Origin of the sequence: Gardnerella nova, assembly GCF_049244055.1 — a bacterium.
GTDB lineage: Bacteria > Actinomycetota > Actinomycetes > Actinomycetales > Bifidobacteriaceae > Bifidobacterium > Bifidobacterium vaginale_H.
On the sequence record NZ_CP058369.1, the window covers coordinates 1415773 to 1434099 of the forward strand.

15 protein-coding genes are annotated in these 18327 nt (G+C 46.1%); 7 read left to right on the plus strand and 8 right to left on the minus strand.

The window, feature by feature from the left end:
• Positions 1-46 precede the first annotated feature (46 nt).
• From HXT56_RS05545 to HXT56_RS05560, 4 genes are all read right to left on the minus strand, one after another.
• Positions 47-823, minus strand: a complete 777-nt coding sequence (locus HXT56_RS05545; RefSeq protein WP_421777977.1) for a TIGR03943 family putative permease subunit — start codon at positions 821-823, stop codon at positions 47-49.
• Positions 820-1962, minus strand: coding sequence for a permease (locus HXT56_RS05550; protein ID WP_421777978.1), 1143 nt, complete (start codon positions 1960-1962; stop codon positions 820-822). The genes HXT56_RS05545 and HXT56_RS05550 overlap by 4 nt, the downstream gene beginning before the upstream one ends.
• Entirely contained in the window at positions 1956-2645 is a 690-nt protein-coding gene (locus HXT56_RS05555) for a carbonic anhydrase (RefSeq protein WP_421777979.1), read from the minus strand. Before HXT56_RS05555 ends, HXT56_RS05550 begins: the two co-directional genes overlap by 7 nt.
• A gap of 169 nt (positions 2646-2814) precedes the next feature.
• Positions 2815-5571, minus strand: a complete 2757-nt coding sequence (locus HXT56_RS05560) for a phosphoenolpyruvate carboxylase (RefSeq protein ID WP_116712478.1) — start codon at positions 5569-5571, stop codon at positions 2815-2817.
• A gap of 216 nt (positions 5572-5787) precedes the next feature.
• Between HXT56_RS05560 and HXT56_RS05565 the strand changes: the two genes are divergently transcribed.
• Positions 5788-7497 (plus strand): threonine/serine ThrE exporter family protein, encoded by a 1710-nt coding sequence (locus tag HXT56_RS05565; protein ID WP_421777980.1) that lies wholly within the window; start codon positions 5788-5790, stop codon positions 7495-7497.
• 117 nt (positions 7498-7614) lie between these two features.
• Here HXT56_RS05565 and trpS read toward each other — a convergent pair whose 3' ends face one another.
• Positions 7615-8706, minus strand: a complete 1092-nt coding sequence (gene trpS / locus HXT56_RS05570) for a tryptophan--tRNA ligase (RefSeq protein WP_421777981.1) — start codon at positions 8704-8706, stop codon at positions 7615-7617.
• 146 nt (positions 8707-8852) lie between these two features.
• On the opposite strand from trpS, the gene HXT56_RS05575 reads away from it, so the two are divergent.
• The gene (locus HXT56_RS05575) at positions 8853-9233 is read left to right on the plus strand and encodes a DUF3073 domain-containing protein (RefSeq protein WP_116712475.1); all 381 of its coding nucleotides are present in this window, start codon (positions 8853-8855) and stop codon (positions 9231-9233) included.
• Between the two features lie 470 nt (positions 9234-9703).
• Here HXT56_RS05575 and HXT56_RS05580 read toward each other — a convergent pair whose 3' ends face one another.
• Positions 9704-10120, minus strand: coding sequence for a sterol carrier family protein (locus HXT56_RS05580; protein ID WP_116712474.1), 417 nt, complete (start codon positions 10118-10120; stop codon positions 9704-9706).
• Positions 10121-10387: 267 nt separating this feature from the next.
• On the opposite strand from HXT56_RS05580, the gene HXT56_RS05585 reads away from it, so the two are divergent.
• Positions 10388-12877, plus strand: a complete 2490-nt coding sequence (locus HXT56_RS05585; RefSeq protein ID WP_421777982.1) for a glycogen/starch/alpha-glucan phosphorylase — start codon at positions 10388-10390, stop codon at positions 12875-12877.
• 202 nt (positions 12878-13079) lie between these two features.
• Here the strand turns inward: HXT56_RS05585 and HXT56_RS05590 are convergent, their stop codons facing one another.
• Complete coding sequence (locus HXT56_RS05590; RefSeq protein ID WP_165846087.1) at positions 13080-13289, minus strand: hypothetical protein; 210 nt, start codon at positions 13287-13289, stop codon at positions 13080-13082.
• A gap of 196 nt (positions 13290-13485) precedes the next feature.
• Here HXT56_RS05590 and HXT56_RS05595 point away from each other — a divergent pair, with 196 nt between their 5' ends.
• Together HXT56_RS05595 and HXT56_RS05600 are read left to right on the plus strand one after the other, a co-directional pair.
• Positions 13486-14196, plus strand: a complete 711-nt coding sequence (locus HXT56_RS05595; RefSeq protein ID WP_421778502.1) for a rhomboid family intramembrane serine protease — start codon at positions 13486-13488, stop codon at positions 14194-14196.
• A gap of 243 nt (positions 14197-14439) precedes the next feature.
• Complete coding sequence (locus HXT56_RS05600) at positions 14440-15738, plus strand: THUMP-like domain-containing protein (protein WP_421777983.1); 1299 nt, start codon at positions 14440-14442, stop codon at positions 15736-15738.
• A gap of 109 nt (positions 15739-15847) precedes the next feature.
• Here the strand turns inward: HXT56_RS05600 and crgA are convergent, their stop codons facing one another.
• Positions 15848-16240: a cell division protein CrgA gene (crgA, locus tag HXT56_RS05605; protein WP_116712471.1), complete on the minus strand. Its 393-nt coding sequence runs from the start codon at positions 16238-16240 to the stop codon at positions 15848-15850.
• A 101-nt stretch (positions 16241-16341) separates the two neighbouring features.
• Between crgA and HXT56_RS05610 the strand changes: the two genes are divergently transcribed.
• Complete coding sequence (locus HXT56_RS05610) at positions 16342-17097, plus strand: DUF881 domain-containing protein (RefSeq protein WP_421777984.1); 756 nt, start codon at positions 16342-16344, stop codon at positions 17095-17097.
• A 46-nt stretch (positions 17098-17143) separates the two neighbouring features.
• Positions 17144-18250, plus strand: coding sequence for a class E sortase (locus HXT56_RS05615; RefSeq protein WP_421777985.1), 1107 nt, complete (start codon positions 17144-17146; stop codon positions 18248-18250).
• The last annotated feature ends 77 nt before the right edge of the window (positions 18251-18327 follow it).

Below are 18327 nucleotides of genomic sequence, written 5' to 3' on the forward strand. Positions count from 1 at the left end.
ATCTTAGTTTACTTCTATGCGATATCAATAATTCACAGCAAAATACTCACGGACGATAAAAATATCCCGTCGGAGCCGCAACAGCACGCAACGAAACTATTCGCAACACAATCCCCGAATGTTGATACCCGCTCAATCCAATACTTCCACGAGTAATTACAGCACGAATACGCACCCATTCACGATCGTGAAGATTCTTCGCATTCTTGTAATTAGCAACAAAGCCAAACGGCGACATGTCGAGAATACAACACGACATAAGTTGACGTGACAGACGAAATTGCCCGGCACCTAACGTTGGGTCGCGGCTTACAAAACCAGTAAGCGTAATCGTATAACCATCATATTTTGAAATATTATGGTCAATTTCGTCATACCATAAGCCAAAATCGTCATTTGGCACTGTTATAGAACGCTGATCGCGACGCAAACCAGGCAACGCGCCGGCAACACGACGAATCGCAATCGCGCGACCACCCGCGTAACGATCAAAACCGTTCAAACCAAGCCCAGGCGCAGTCTGCAAAGGAATAATAATCAGCAGCGCAGGAACAACAATCGCCACAAGCATGCGCCAAGCATCGCGCGCAGAAAGCGCAAACCAACCACACGCGGCGCAAACGGCAAGAATTAGCAGCATAACGGCAGCAATAAGCAAATAAACAAACGCGCGCGGCGTGGTAAGAAGCGTATATTGGCCGCTTAAAGTAACAAAAGCTACCGCAGCCGCCAACAGCAGCAACGCCAGGGATTCTACAAGTTGAGCAAAAGTAACGCGATTGCGTTGCTCGCTTTTAGACGCAAATAAACCGGTGCGTTTCATATCATGAATCCCCAGGCCCAGTTAGCAAATAGCGAAGTTAGGAAGCATACGCCAGCAATAGTTAAAGTTAAGCGCAAAACGAATTTTCCACGGCAGTCGGCGGCTAGCATAAGCGTATTTTTAAAATCAAGCATGGGACCGAATAAAAGGAACACCAGCACGGAGGAAATAGGCAAAGATGCAGCCAAACTTCGCGCAATAACAGCATCCGAACTCGAACAAAGCGAACTAGCGTACGCAATAACCATCATTGCTGGAATCGCAAACCAAACGTTGCTGGCCTGCACGCGAGAAGCGGGATCCGCGCCAAGCCACGCGCGTATAACAGAAGCGACAACGGTTCCACACACGATAATTGGTAAAAGTTTCAAAAAATCTTCGTGAATATGCTGTATATATTGCTTTATTTGATGCTTTATTTTATGCTTTATTTTATGCCCTGGTTGCGGCAATTTCGTGGATTGCGTTACGCTATTGCAGCCGCATTTTAGCGCGCAAGAACATTCCGGATTCTTATTTTCAAGCAAAATTTCGCGTCTCAAAACTTGCGTTTTTTGCGGGAAAATCACAAAACTCAAACCAACGAGCAGCGCAATACCAGCCCCCAACGCAACCCTCATAACGGCCACTGCTGGCACATCCGCAAACGCATACCAAGTTGCCAGCACAGACACAGGATTTACCACGGGAACAGCGCAAAGGAACGTTATCGCACAAGGAAGCGGCAATTTTCTTGCGACCAGCCTGGAAAAAGTTGGCACAACAACGCAGTCGCACACCGGCACGCACACTCCCGCAAATATGGCGGCTAAAAAGCCGTTTGCAGTGGACTTCGGAGCGTGTTTTTCAATAAAATCAGCCGTTACCCACGTTTCCACAGCCGCCGAAACGAGCACGCCAATAAGAGTGAATGGAATTGCCTGCAAAAGTAAGCCGGCAACGCCTCGAATAGTTGTGTCAACGAGCAGCCACGGGTAGCGCGCTTGCAAAGCAGGGGCCATCGCAATAAAAAGCGCGACAAGCGGTGTACCAGCAATCAAAAAAAGATAGTGCGCAGAATTTGCTGGTTTTGATTGTTGCGCCGGTTTTGATTGTTGCGCCGGTTGAGTTGATTGCGTCACTTGCGCCAATTTTAACATGACAATACTTCCACCAAGCCGTCATTCATACGATATCTTGCACCAACAAGCATCAAAGTATCGTCAAAAACAGCTTCGCGAATTATCTGCGATTTATCGCAAATTTCAGCGAGAATATTAGAAACGTGAATACGCTCAATATCGTCCGTATCCAATTCTTCTTCAATGCCTGCGAGCGCAGCAGGCCCCAATGAACGAAGTAATATTGACTCACTCGACTCAATTATTTCACTTGTTTCGTCTTCGCCGTATTGCGCAACCAACTTTTGTACAGTCGGCACAACCGCTTTAACAGCCCCGCAATGCTCGTGGCCAAGCACAACCAGCACTTTTACTCCCAAATCAGTCACAGCGTACTCTAGCGAAGCAATTACAGCATCGTCCAGCATCTCGCCGGCTGTACGAACGGAAAAAATATCTCCCAAACCGGCGTCGAATACAAATTCCGGAGCCACGCGCGAATCAGCGCACGAAAGCACAATAGCACCCGGATGCTGGCCGTCAATAAGTTTCATACGCGTCTCGGAATTTACGCCTGCGTGCGTCGATTTTCCTTCCGCAAACTTGCGATTCCCGGCAAGCATTGCGCTCCATACCGATGTAGCTAAAACTGAATTTTCGTTAATAAAATCTTTGTTAGCACAATTTTTATTAACGCAATCTTCGTCGATTACTTCCTGCATTATTACCTCCTACACTGACGCAACTGGCGTGGGCAATATTTTTTAGTTGCTTAAAGTTTAAAATTTTTTACTTAGAATATATTGTATCTTTCGTAGTAAATATGAGAATAAAAAGGCTCCCGTATCGCAGATTCGCAAATACGAGAGCCTCCCTACGTAAATTTATATATCATCCGGTGTTCTGCAAGCCTGCAGCAACGCCAGAAACAGTGCAAAGAATAAGGTAAATGAACTCTGCCTGCTGGCTTTCGCTCAATTCTTCCTTATCTACCTTGTTACGAAGCTTGTGCAATGCGAGCGACTGGATTACCGAAAGCGCGTCCACGTAAGGCGAGCGCACGCGAATTGCCTGTCCGAGCACGTGACGGTGCTGCAACGGCCACTTGTCGCCAACAATCTGCAAAACCCACTTGCGAGTAAGCTGCATTTCCGAAAGTACTTTATCGCTCAAATCTTCGCGATCTCCAAGGCTTAAGTACATGCGAGCAATACGCTCATCCGTCTTAGCCAAAGACATCTCAATATTGTCAATAAAAGTACTAAACAGAGGCCACTCTTCGTAAGCACGACGCAAAGTTTCCAAATCGCCAAACTTTTCGCAAGCTGTTCCCAAACCGTACCATGCTGCCAAGTTGATGCGAGCCTGAGCCCAAGAGAACACCCACGGAATTGTGCGCAAATCGTCCAACGACTTCGCACCCAAACCGCGCTTAGCTGGGCGAGAACCGATTGGAAGCAAGCCAATCTCGCTCAACGGCGTAACCGTGGAGAACCATGGAGTAAAGTCATCGGTTTGCAGCAAATCAAGGAAGCGCTCGTGAGCCGCAACGTCGAGCTTTGCAGCCATATCCGCGTACTTCTTCGTCATATCAGTGTTGGTCTTCTCAACACTTGGCGAAGACTGAAGCAGCGTTGCAGCTGCCACGGATTCCAAGTGACGAATAGCCAAAATTGGGTTGCCATAACGTGCGAAAATAACTTCGCCCTGTTCGGTGAGCTTGAATCGGCAGTTAACGGAACCAACCGGCTGAGCGAGCACTGCGCGGTTTGCTGGACCGCCACCGCGACCAACAGCACCACCGCGGCCGTGGAACAGCGTCAAATCAATATCGTGCTTCTTAGCCCACTGAGCGATACGCTCCTGAGCAGAGTGCAAAGCAAGCGTTGCGGAAGTAGGGCCAGCATCCTTAGAAGAATCAGAGTAGCCGAGCATAACTTCCATCTTGCGGCCAGTAGCCTTAAGACGAGCCTGCACTTCAGGAATTTTAATAATTTCCTCAAGCACATTTACGGAATTTTGCAAATCTTCCAACTGCTCAAACAGTGGAATTACGTCAATTGTTGGCGCATCCTGCGGATGAGCGAAAGCGAGACGATTCAGTTCGAAAACGTCGCGCACGTGCTGAGCAGATTTTGCAAAGGAAATAATGTAGCGTCGTGCAGCTCGCATGCCGTTGCGCTTCTGAATTGCTCCCAAAGCGCGGAAAGTATCGAGAACTTCACGAGTCATCGGCTGCAACGGTCCGCGTTCGCCGTGCAAACCGTGCTCACGAATATCTTCCAAGGCGCGAGAGTGCACCAAAGAGTGCTGACGGAACTCCATCTCAACCATGTGGAATCCGAAAGTTTGTGCCTGCCAAATCAAATCCTGCAAAGGACCGTAGGCCGCACGAGGATCGCCACCTTCCGCCAAAGAACGCTGCACAATCTGCAAATCTTCAATAAAATCTTCGCAAGAATGGTACATCAAATCCGTATCGCGGCTAATAGTGCGATGCAAACGATCTGCCATTACCAGCATTACAGCGCGATGTGGCTCGCTATTAGAAACGTCGGAAGCGTTTTCCGTAAGCTGTTCGCTCATTTCGCGCTGACGATTCCACAACTCAAGCAACTCAACGCTTGGAGGAGTTGTGCGAGTTTCCATAGTCAAGCACTTGCCAACTTCGCGAGTACGATTTTCCAAAGCCGCAAGCACGTGATCGCTAAACTTTCGTGCAACTTGGCGACTTACTTTAGCAGTAACGTTCGGGTTGCCATCGCGATCCGAACCAATCCAGCTTCCCGGATGGAAGAATGCAGGGCAGCGAGGCGGCACCAAACCAGCCTTCTCACCAAGCAACCAATCGTCAAAGCGACGATACACGAGCGGAATAGTATCAAATAAAGTAGCGTCAAAAATGTCAAGAATCGTGTCGGCTTCTTCAACCGGCGTTGGCTTCTTCAAAGCAATAGGCGAAGTACGAAGCAAAGCGTCAATTTCGTTGTAAAGGCGACGGTAATTTTCGCGCTTATCCGACCCGCCTAAACGATGATGCTCGCTAAGTAATTGCGAAATACGGCGAATCTTGCCAGCCACAGCCTTACGACGAGCTTCAGTCGGGTGCGCAGTAAACACAGGATGGAACTCAAGCTTTGCAAGCAATTCCTTCGCTTTAGCCGGACTCATTTCCGTCAGTAATTTGTGGTACGCGCAAGTAAGTTCATTAACTGGATCTACTGGCAACGAATCTTCAACTTCACACTCGCGCTGATGCAGCACAGACACGCGATAATTTTCTTCGCACAAATTAGCGAGATGGAAATACGTTGCGAAAGCGCGTGCTAAAAGTTGCGTATCGTGTAAACTGAGGCCGTTAATTTTGCTGACAGCCTTGCTTAAACCGTCGTCCGCAGTAACTTCCGCGTCAACCATTTGCGCAAAATGGGCGGTACTAGCTTCCACAGCATTCAGACGCACATCGTCGAATACTGCAAGCAATTTTTCATCAAATTCACCAAGAACATCGCGAAGAATATGCAAGCACAAATCCATATCTTGCTTAAGCGATGCTGGAAGGTCACGCTCCTCCGGGCCTTTTCGCCCTAAACCAGACGTCACAATGGTTGCGTCTGCTGGAGTAACCTGCTGATTTTCTATTGTCATCAGACCTCCTCACGCCAGTAATAAGGTTGCTTGGTCGTCTGACTTCCGTGGCTCCTCCACGGTTATGTAGGTCAAAAGTTGCAAGCCCACAGCCTTGTTCCCAGCGAAATACCAAGTTAATTTTGGAACTACCACCGGACGTATCCGGGACGTATAAGTAAACGTCAATAATTTGGCAATTCTCCTCGGCAATGGGGGTGCGTATACTGAAAAATTGTGAGCACAGTAGATAGTAATGCAAATAATAATGACGACAGCAACAAGCCGGAAATTCTTTCAACAGGTCATATAGTCGGCAAGCCTTCTGGACGCTTCCACACGCACGCTATTCCGCTCGATATGGACGATGTTGAGCAAGACTGGGACAAGCCGGTTACGGAGGCTTGTATAGCTGCTAAGTCAAGCATTATTATTCGCGTCGGCGCACTCGGCTTGGGTGCTGGAACCGGAAGCTACCGCGTTCGCGAGCTTATGCACCGAATTGGCGAACCAATGGACGTGCATGTGCGAGCAAACGTAAATCTCACCGACATTGAGGCGACTTGCACCGATAAGCATGAGCGTATCACCGAAGTTGTCGATCTTCCAACTACTGGCGTAAACACTGAGCGCATTTGGCTTTTGGAACATTTTGCAGACTGGTTTAACGTAAAGCTTGGCAACGATTCTCTATACCATTCCAAAGCGGCTGTTTCTAAGGAATTAGTGGACACTCTCCAAGAAAGCGACGTGGAGCGCGATATTGTACAAACCGCTAAGCAATCAGAAGAGCACGCTGCAAAAGTAGCGGAAAAGCAGGCTTTACAAGAGGCAATTCAAAAGGAAAAGCCGCGGGGAATTTTTGCTTTACAGCCGGAAAGCGCTTATACGGAACATTTTTCTCACATTCAACGCACAAACGGCAAGAATGTAGATGCCGGCGAACGTGACACCGACAGTCCTCTTACTGTTCGCGAAGTGCACGACCGCCTCGATTTGATTAAAAATCGTAAACCGCTGTACAAGCCTTGGTTTGCCGGACTTGCGTCTGCAGTTGCTTGTGCGTCCTTCGCTTTTTTGCTTGGCGGTGGCCCTTACGACATGATTGGCGCTTTTATTGGCGCAGGAATTGGCCATTATATTCGTCGCCGCATGTTTATGCATCATCTCAATCAGTTTGTGGTGACGTTCGTGGCGGTTGCTATTGGTGCGCTTTCGTGTATCGGTTCGTTGCATTTAATTGGTTGCTTTGATCCAAGCGCATTAAATCATACAACAGCATATATTGGTTCAGTTTTGTTTGTTATTCCTGGCTTCCCGCTTATTACAGGCGGCTTGGATATTGCAAAAATAGATTTCCCTTCCGGAATCCAACGTTTGTGTTACACGCTTGCGATTATTTTGATGGGTACGCTCGCTGGTTGGATGGTTGCAAGTCTTGTACAGCTTAATCCTCAAGGTTTCCCTCCGCTCGGGTTAAACCCTTGGCTTAATGCGGTGTTGCGACTTATTACTGCGTTTGCCGGCGTGTGGGGCTTCTCTGTGCTGTTTAATTCTCCACAACGCATGTGTTTTGTTGCTGGCATTATTGGTGCTATTACTGATACGTTGCGATTAACTATGACAGACTTTGGTGTTGCTGCAGAAATTGCTGCTTTTAGCGGGGCTTTACTTGCGGGATTGTTGGCTTCTGCATGGCGATCCATTGTAAGACATGGCTGGGCACCTCAGTACTTGGGGTATCCTCGAATAGGTCTTACTGTTCCGTCGATTGTGATTATGGTTCCGGGACTTTATATGTATCGTGCGATGTTTTATCTCGGTCAATTCAACACACTTCCAGCGTTGGATTGGACTTTCCGCGCGTTTATGGTGATTATTTGTTTGCCAATTGGTCTTGCAGTTGCGCGAGTTATTACAGATAAAAGTTGGCGTTACGACGTGTGATTTTCTAAATTTCGGTTCATCAATTTTCAACAATAAAGCCGCTTACAAGTTTTCTTGCGAGCGGCTTTATTGTTTATTAATTTGCTTACTAAATTTTAATTAGTACTTCTAGTACCTCTAGTACTTCATTCCCATTGCTTCACGAACTTGATTAAGCGTTTCCTCGGCGATAGCGTTGGCGCGCTTGTTACCATCGTGCAAAACGTCACGAATACTATCCATATCTTTTGCTAATTCTGCGCGACGCTCACGGTGTGGAGCTAAGAAATTATTTACGTTCTCAATTACGTACGCTTTCAACGCGCCGGCACCAGCGTTACCAATTTCTTCCGCAATTTCTTTAGGATCTCTTCCAGTTACCAAACCTGCAGTAGTAAGAAGTGCCGAAACTTGCGGACGCGCAACCGGATCAAAAGTAATCATGCGTTCAGAATCAGTTGGACTTTTCTTAATTAGTTTCGCCGTTTCTTCAGCAGTAGCTCCCAACATAATCGAGTTGCCGTAAGATTTGCTCATCTTGCGACCGTCCAAACCTGGAATTTCAGGCGCGTCGGAAAGAATAGCGGAAGGCTCCGAGAATACTGGATTCTTCTTTGCGTAGCGTTCGTTAAATCGGCGAGCAATCGTGCGAGTAATTTCAACGTGCGGCAAATTATCTTTACCAATCGGCACAACATTTGCCTTGCAGAACAAAATATCGCAAGCCTGATGCACCGGGTACGTAAGAAGCAAGCCGGTTAAAGCGTGTCCTGAAGATTCCATTTCCGACTTTACTGTAGGATTTCTGTGCAATTCCGCTTCGGTGACCAGTGAAAGGAACGGGAGCATAAGTTGATTTGCAGCAGGCACAGCAGAGTGCGTAAAAATCATGGTTTTTGCTGGATCAATACCAGCAGCCATGTAATCGAGCACCAAATTCAACACATTATCTTCAATGTGTTCCGTAGTGTCACGATCAGTAATCACTTGATAGTCAGCGATAATAATATTGGTTTTTACGCCACGTTCCTGCATGGCGACACGCTCACGAATTGAGCCGAAATAATGTCCTAAATGCAAACGTCCCGTTGGACGATCGCCGGTGAGCATAGTAAATACCGAAGGTTTAGTTTTTAATTTTTCTAAAGTAGCGTCTGAACGCTTACGTGCTGCGAGAAAACTTGCGCTCATTTCGTTACCAACAGCTGTTACCTGCGCTTCTTCTGCCATTTCCAACTCCTTACGTACGCGTATTTTTACGCCGAAAATATGGCTTTTATGGTAAAAGTTTACACAGACAATGCACTCGGTTGCGGTTAAGTGGTACGCTCTTGTGTGATGAACTGATTGTTACGGTAATTTTTAGAGGGGGTCAGATGGGCCGCGGACGACAGAAGGCAAAGCAACAGAAAATTGCCCGTAAGCTCAAGTACCTGACGACCGATACGGATTATGTCGAGCTTGCTAAGGAACTCAACTCTAGCGAACCCGGACAAGGATCCTTCGATCCATTTGCGTCGAGCGAAAGCTACGAGGAGGATACGTATCTTCCAGAGCAAGATAGCACCAATCAAACGGATGCTACTGCTGACGTTTCAGACGATGATGATTTAGACGAATATGCTAAGTGGGCCGCTGAAGCAGCTGCTAAAGCTGTGAGTAATGAAAATTCTGCAGCTCATACGGGCGCACACGCTCCTGTGCATCATCACATTCCTATGCCAGTGCCGAGCTTCATGCACAAGCATGACAAATAAAGCATTAGCTTGCGAATTTTTTAATTTCTTATAAAACTTACGTACCCTGGGTGTGCAGTACTGCCCCCAGGGTATTTGTGTTTGGTTGGCGTTACGCGCGTTACATAAAAATCTGAGCAAGCGGCAAATGTTCCGCAAAACCGCAAAAGCAACGACAAGACTGTCAACCAGAGACACGCGCGCAGAAAGAGTACTGCGCGAGGGTCTGAAGAACGGGATTAAGAGACACTAACGCAGAACACAATCTGCACGCGGGTCCGAAGAACAGGATTAAGAGACACTAACGCAGAACACAATCTGCACGCGGGTCCGAAAAACGGGATTAAGAGACACTAACGCAGAACACAATCTGCACGCGGGTCCGAAAAACGGGATTAAGAGACACTAACGCAGAACACAATCTGCACGCGGGTCCGAAAAACGGGATTAAGAGACACTAACGCAGCGTGCCGACGAAAATCCCCAGCATTTTACAGCGGCAGAATATCACTTAAATCGTCTCGTTCTCCACACGCACTTATGTTGCCTGCTTGCTTTTCTTGATTCCAACTTGTGATACCGCAAGAAAGTCTTAACCAAACTTCCGGATCGAGCTCAATAACGTCTGGAGGCGTAAGATTGTGCGGATCGGAGGCGGGGCCTTCTAAAATTTTCACGGCTCCCCAAGGAGCAACCCGAACTTCCACCCCCGTGCCAGGTGCCTTATTTTCAAGCAAGTGCAAAGAATATCTCACAGCTAAAGCAACGTCCGCAGGCGCAATCTGTACAACACTGCTACTTATTTGCATTTGCTCAATACCAGAATTACATATTTTTAATGCTGCTTCATGCCAAGATAACCAAGCGCGCTTCCCTCGCTCTATATCTCGTTCAAGTATTACTGCCATTCTTTCATTATCTTCAATGCAACATACTTTATCTTCAACGCAACATACTTTCGAAAAGTACATTTGTAATAAGTCGTTATATACCAATTAATTAAATTAATTAAAGGACTTGGGGTTGTGGTATCGTCGAAAATATCGTGTGCATTCACGCCTTTTTGTAGTTATCTGCAAAAGTTACCTACAACACGGCATTGATTTAATTGCCTAAACAAAGTTTCAGGCTGCACACTTTTTAGGAAATATAACAAACGGCACAAGGAGTCAAATATGACTAAACACGTCGCGCCGAAAGCTAAAACTACTGCGACGGCATTTGCCAAAGAACTTCAAGAGCATCTCAAGTACACCCAGGGTGTAACGCCAGAGCAGGCCACTACGGCAGATGTGTATGTTGCCGCTGCTACCGCAGTTCGTCGTCACTTGATGGACTCTTGGATGCAGACACAGCATGACATGATTAATGGTAATACCAAGGCTGTTGGCTATTTGAGTGCAGAGTTCTTGATGGGCAAGCAGCTTGAGAATGCTTTGTTGAACGCTGGTCTTACTGATCAGTTCAATAAGGCTGTTACTAAGCTTGGTTTCGATCCAAAGGCTGTTATCGACGCCGAGTATGAGCCAGGTTTGGGTAACGGCGGTTTGGGTCGTCTCGCAGCATGCTTCATCGACTCACTCGCTTCTATTGGTGTGCCAGCATTCGGCTACGGTATTCAGTATCGTTACGGCATCTTTAAGCAGCGCTTTAATGAAGAAGGTAAGCAGGTTGAAACCCCTGATTACTGGTTGAGCAATGAAGAGCCATGGGGCCACATTGATTATGGTCGTGACCAGCGCGTCAACTTCGGCGGTGAAGTTGTAGAAGAAAATGGCAAACGCGTGTGGAAGCCAACTTGGTCTGTTCGTGCAGTACCAGTTGATTACATGGTTCCAGGCTACAATTCTGGCCGCGTAAATACTCTTCGTTTGTGGACTGCTAAGTCTTACGATGAGTTTGATTTGCTCACTTTCAACAAGTCTGAGTACTTGGATGCTGTGAAGCCACAGGTTGCAGCAGAAAACATTTCTAAGATTCTTTACCCAGAAGATTCCACTCCAGAAGGTAAGGCTTTGCGTCTCGAGCAGCAGTACTTCTTCGTAGCTGCTTCTATTCATGACGCCATCCGCGTGTTCTACCCAGGTCAGGATAAGCCGGATCTCACTACCTTCCCAAGCAAGATTAACTTCCAGTTGAACGATACTCACCCAGTTATCGGTATTCCAGAGCTTATGCGCGTTCTTATGGACGAGTACGGCTACGATTGGAACACCGCTTGGGGTATCACCACTAAGACCTTCAACTACACTTGCCACACTTTGCTTCCAGAAGCTTTGGAAGTTTGGCCAGCCAAGCTTATTGGCGAACTTTTGCCACGTCACCTTGAGATTATTCAGGGTATTAGCGAGCAGTTCCGTAACGAGCTTCGCGGCAAGGGTGTTGCCGAGGATCAGGTTGAGCGTATGCGTATCGCTACCGACGCTGATGAAAATGGCGAAGGTGCTGTAGTTCGTATGGCTTACTTGGCTACCTACGGCGGCTCTTACGTTAACGGCGTTGCTGAGCTTCACTCTGAGCTTTTGAAGGATGTCACGTTGAAGGACTTCTCCAGCGTGTACCCAGATAAGTTCAAGAACGTTACTAACGGCGTCACTCCTCGTCGCTTCGTGCGTTTGAGCAACCCACGTATGTCTGCTCTTATTACTGAGGGCTTGGGCACTGACGCATGGCAGGGTGATTTGGAGCTTCTCGAAGGTTTGAAGCCATTGGCTGACGATCCATCCTTCGTAAAGAAGTTCGCTAAGGTCAAGCAAGAGAACAAGCTTGCCTTCGTTGATTTCGCAAAGCAGAAGTATGGCTTCGAAATCAACCCGGACACCATGTTCAACACCATTGTTAAGCGTTTGCACGAGTACAAGCGCCAGTCCATGAAGATTCTCCAAGTTATCTCCACATACGCTGGAATCAAGAATGGCACGATCGACGTAGACAAGATGCTTCCACGCACTGTCTTCTTCGGCGCTAAGTCTGCTCCAGGCTATGCTATGGCAAAGCTCACGATTCAGCTCATTAACAATGTTGCTCGCGTGGTGAATAACGACCCAGCATGCAAGGGCAAGCTCGCTGTGTTCTTCCCACCAAACTACAACATCGAGTTGGCAATGAACTTGATTCCTGCCACCGATTTGGATGAGCAGATTTCTCAGGCTGGTAAGGAAGCTTCCGGCACCGGTAACATGAAGTTCGCTTTGAACGGTGCTTTGACTGTTGGTACCCTCGATGGTGCAAACGTTGAGATTCGCGAGCGCGTTGGCGCTGAGAACTTCTTCCTCTTCGGCATGACCGTTGACGAAGTTGATAAGCTCTACGCTGAAGGCTACGATCACGGCGGCTCCCGCAAGTACTACGAGTCTGATCCTCGCTTGAAGACCGCTGTGGATATGGTTGCTGACGGCACCTTCTCCAACGGCGACAAGAGCGTGTACGAGCCACTCGTCAACGATTGGCTTACCCACGATTACTTCATGGCAATGGCTGACTTCAGCTCTTACATGGATATTCAGGCTCAGATTGAGGAAACTTACCGCGATCCAATGAAGTGGGCTCGCATGGCAGTTTTGAACGTAGCCAACTCTGGTTACTTCTCTTCTGACCGCTCTATCGAAGATTACCTCGATCGCATTTGGCACACTGGCGCTTTGCCAGCACACGTCGCTGAGTGAGCATAGAGGTAGCGTTGTAATCGCTTAAATAAAGGCGGAGGCTGTTGATTCAGCTTCCGCCATTTTTTATCTAAAAAATATTAATATAAATAAGAGGCAACTACGCGTGTGCGCAACCGCCTCTTATTTCTAAAGTTATTAAAGCAACTACTGCTGTTCTAAAGCCTCTATTTGAAGCTTACGTTTTGTTGAAGATTCCTTTTTAAGCTTCTGCAGCAGGAGCGTCTTTTTCTTCCTTCTCTTCTTTTTCTAATCCTAAATCGATTGGTGAAGAGCTGTTCTCCCATGGCTGCTCCCATGGATCGTAATCAGGATTGTGCTGCTTATATACATACAGTGCAGCAATGCCTGCGAGCAGTGCTCCGAAGAGCAGTGCAAAGAACTTCCAACCGCCAGAGGACCTGTTCTCCATGATGGCTCCTTTCGTTAAGCTGACCTGCTCGTCCAAGTCAACGATTCTTATCGCGTTTTGACGCGTATCTACTATCATAGTTGCTTTTTAGTACCATCGCATCTTTTTGTAAGTAATGTTTGTGACTATTTTTCGTAAACTTTTAAAACGCCATAAGTGCGACACAAATGTGAAGCAAAACAGATACTATATTGATATGCACAATTTGGATATAAAAAATTTCTTACAACGCTTCAAACTTCGCTGCAACACTATTACAGCGGTTCTTATATACGCTTGCGTAGCTGTGTGGGTTGTGGAAATACTCTTACATACTTTTGCACCTAACACATATTCTCTGCTGATAGAGTACACCGCTTTCGCACCAGTAACAGCGCTTGTGACACCTTGGACTTGGTTCACGTCAATGTTTGTACACGCGCCAAACATTACACATATTTTCTTTAATATGCTTTGCTTGTGGTCCCTTGGGGCAGAGTTGGAACGTTTCTTTGGCAAGTGGAAGTTCCTCGGTTTATATGTGCTTTCTGCCCTCGGCGGCGACGTTGCTGACATTATATGGTGCAGTTTGACTCATAATTGGTTTGTTGCGTCTTATGGCGCTTCAGGAGCCATAATGGGACTTATTGGTGCACTGTTGGTTGCGCAATGGCGGCTTGGCGAAAATATGAGAGGCACGTTGCTCTGGATTGCGATTACTCTTGCTATGCCTCTTGTTATTCCTAATATTGCTTGGCAGGCACATGTCGGTGGTTTATTAGTTGGTACAGTTCTTGCAGCTTTGCTTGGCACGCATAATAGGCTTCTTGAAAAAGCTTCCTTTAATACGCGTTTCTTAACGTATTTTGTTTCGATTTTTGTGATTCTCGTCGCTTGTGCAGTGTTCTGCTTGAGTTGGACATTGTAGCTAAATTACACGCGTGTAGTTTTCCACCATTGTGTACAGTAGTGTGGATAACTTGGGTATAAGTTGGGCATAAGATGCTAACAACTACTCAAGTTATCCACATACTTAATCACAAACGTTGATAACTTGCCTTTCTTGAACGCGTGTATAAGTGCATAACAGTTATCCACAATTTACTGCCCGCTGTGTAATTCTTCTTGCTTTTTGTCTTAAATTTCTACACCTTCATGAACAATAAAAACCATGCCTGTTCTTCAAAATCCTCCCGCTATTCAGCCAGCTAACGATTCCACGATTGCGTTTATTAAAGAAAATGCGAAAGCAAATCCAAATAATGCTGCTCTTAAAGCACCACGCAACGCAGGTATTGATGTTCCTTTTGCAATAAATCAAATCGCAGGCAAACAAATAGCCCTTCAAAAACTGCCAAAATGGGCATCCTGCGAAGAGATTATATATCCGGCACATATATCTATGGAACAATGCTCTTCGCAAGCCACAGCGCAATATAAAGCTAATATTGCACAAAAATTACTTAGTGAGCTGCATGAAGAAAATACTTCGAGCACTCTTGTTGATTTTACAGGCGGATTTGGCGTCGATTGCACAATAATGTCTGAAGTTTTCGATTCCGCAATCTGCATTGAGCAACAAACTGAACTTTCTAGCATAGCGCAACATAACATGAAATCTTTGGGACTTTCACACGTTGCATGCTATAACAACAACAGTCTTGACGCACTGAACCACATTTCCAACGTAACGATGATATATGTTGACCCAGCTCGCAGGAATACACAGGGCGCACGCACGTACGCCATCGAAGATTGCACCCCCGATGTACTTGCTCTTAAAGGGAGTATGCTTGCAAAAGCTCAAATAGTGATGATTAAACTTTCACCGATGCTTGATTGGCACAAAACAGTAAGTGATTTCGGCGGCAACGTCTCGCAAGTACATATAGTTGCGCATAATAACGAATGCAAAGAACTACTACTAATTATTGATGCGCATATTCATAACCAACTTTCAATACACTGCGTAAACGACAATCAGCGCACCACTATTAAAGCGTTCTATGATACCGTAACCAAGCAAGTTTCAACGCGTGCCGCACAATTATGCGACAGCACTGAAACCAGGCAGAGCAACGACTTACGCAATTGGCAACAATGGGCACAGTACGTTTACGAACCAAACGCAGCAGTTATGAAAGCTGGGTGCTTTGAATACTTAGAAGAACAATACAAGATCCAGGAAATTGGCCCTAACAGCCACGTTTGCATTGCTCGCGATTATTACGCTGATTTTCCGGGGAAAGTATGGAAAATTGAGAGCACGTGTAGCATGAACAAGCGCGACATAAAGCGAACGCTTGGCGATCTTACTCACGCAAATATTGTTACACGAAACTTTCCTATGCCGGCGGAAGTGCTGAAGAAACGTTTGCACTTACAGGACGGCGGAAATATTAGGCTTATTGCAACAACCGACAGCAATAAAGATCACGTGATTATTCGCGCAGGTTCCGTACAGCAATAATAGCGAAACACAAAATTCGCATATCGTAACTTTTCGTAACAATAAAAAAGTAGCCACACAAAACGCGCAGCTACTTTAATAAAATCGGTTCTAAATTAGCGTAATTGTATTAACGCCACCACATGGTCATTATGAATCCAACAAAAATTACTGTTAAACCAATAACCAAATTCCATACGCCAATGCCAGGAATTGGTAGAGCAGGATTCAGATAGTAAACAACCGCCCAAATTAAACCAACAATCATCAGCGTGCAGAACAGTGGCACAAACCATGCAGCATTAGCTTTAGTACCTTTGATGCTTTCCTCAACACGTCGCCTATTTTCTGCTTGACGCTGCATCATCTGCTGAATCTGTGGTGAAAGCGCCTCCTTATCAGCAGTAGCGTTCAACACAGCTTCAACCTCATCCATAGGCACGCCGTAAATATCATCATTCGACGTATCGCTCGTCTTTGCAGCGTCGTCAGCTGCAGTCGTGTGCAATTTTTCCTCAGCCATAACTGTAACTCTCCAATCAATCGGCTACACGCTATAATAGTGGTTACACTCGAACGCTGGAAGAACAGCTGAAAGAACAGCCGAAAGAATGAAGGCAAATTATGGTAAAACAGACCGGCAAACACGGCGCCCCACGCTCATTACTGGGCAGTTTTGCCGTTGCGATTGCTGTATTTCTTACCGGCTACTTGTTTGTTACCAACTTGCGTGTTAATAAAACCGCTTTCGTTACTTCCAACACGAGTCAAATGGTTGAGCTTAACTCTCAGCGTACTAAATCTTTACGAGAAGATATTAAATCTTTAGATTCTAAAATTAGTTTACTCAACAAGACTTTAGTAAGTAATACAAACGATAACGTGTCTTCTTCAGATACGGGAAGCAGTACAGTACTTCCGAAACTTCAAGGACCAGGTATTGTAGTTACTCTTAACGATTCCCCCTTGTGGAAAGGTGTAGTAAACGGTTCAGGAACTTCCGGCAATATTAACGATTACGTTATTCACCAGCAAGATATTGAATCTGTCGTAAACGCACTATGGCGAGGCGGTGCGGAAGCTATGACTATTCAAGATCAGCGAGTATTGTTCAATACTGCTGTAATCTGTATTGGTAACGTACTCATGTTGCAGGGACACCAGTACTCGCCACCATATAAAATATCTGCTATTGGCCCAGTAGATGATATGGTGAATGCTCTTAATACTTCACCAGCCATACGCACTTATAAAGAGTACGTAAGTTCGTTTGGACTGGGGTGGAAAGTAGAGAAGAAAGAGAATTTGCGTTTTCCCGAATCTTCAGTTTTGCTACAGCCGTTACAATACGCTACAGTATCTAAAGAACTAGGCAAGTAATACTATGGTTCAAGATCTTAATATGTCAACAAAGGAGTAGCGCATTATGCACTCTGCTAACGCACATGGGCGATATGCTAAGAATACTGGCTCTGGCTTTTGGCGCCAGGCTATCGGCGTTTTAAGTGAACTTCTAATTGCTTTTGCAATAGTTTGCGCACTATATGTCGCATGGCAAATGTGGTGGACAGGCGCTCAAGCCGAGCATACTCAGGTTGAAGCCCGTCAAACAACTTCATGGCATAATCCTAAAAGCGGCACTGAAGCTAAGATTGCTATGCCTCAAACAGGTGAACCTCCGAAGCTTAATAAGGTCAAGTATGGCGAACTCTTAGCGCGTTTGTACATTCCGCGTTTTGGCAACCAGTGGGAACGTAACGTCGTAGAGGGCACAACACTAGAGATTTTAGGTATGCGTGGCGTAGGGCACTACAGTGAAACCCAGCTTCCTGGAGAAATCGGTAATTTTGCGATAGCCGGTCACCGTAGTGGTTATGGACAGCCTTTAGGCGATGTTGATTTGTTGCAGCCTGGGGACGCAGTCGTAGTTCGTACTAAAGATTACTGGTTTGTGTACAAGTATGAGTCTCATAAAATTGTCACACCAGATCATGGTGAAGTTATTGCTCCAAATCCTGATAATCCTGGTGAGAAACCAACGAAGCGTATGCTTACTCTTACCACGTGTGAACCTAAGTACAGTGTTGCAACGCACCGCTGGATTAGTTACTCACAATTCGCATATTGGGCAAAAATTAGCGATGGCATTCCGAAAGAGTTGTCTACAATTGACGAGCAGGGCAATGTTAAGTTTATTAATAACGAACAGCAGTCTTTAGCTTCTCACCTTTCTTCATTAGTGCCAGTTATGCTTGTTGTTTGCGCTTTGTACATCGTATTTTTCGCAGCAGGCGCAATCGCTTGGCAATGGCCTGAACTTCGTGCCATACGCGCTGGTTTGAAGAAAAAGCCAGACTTCAGCATATTTGGTGGTCTTTTACGACTTCAGCCAGGCATAACCGCAATACGCTGGATTTTGGTATTGTTGATTTATTTTTTCATCGCAATGGCTCTTTTTCAGTGGATTTTCCCGTGGGCCGCAACAACAATTCCAATACTTCAGCAGATGTCTAACTACGCTACCACTGTCTGAACTATAAACGAGAATCTACTTCTAAGGCCTACAAGTTATATGCTTGTAGGCCTTAAAAATATGTACCATTGTAAGAA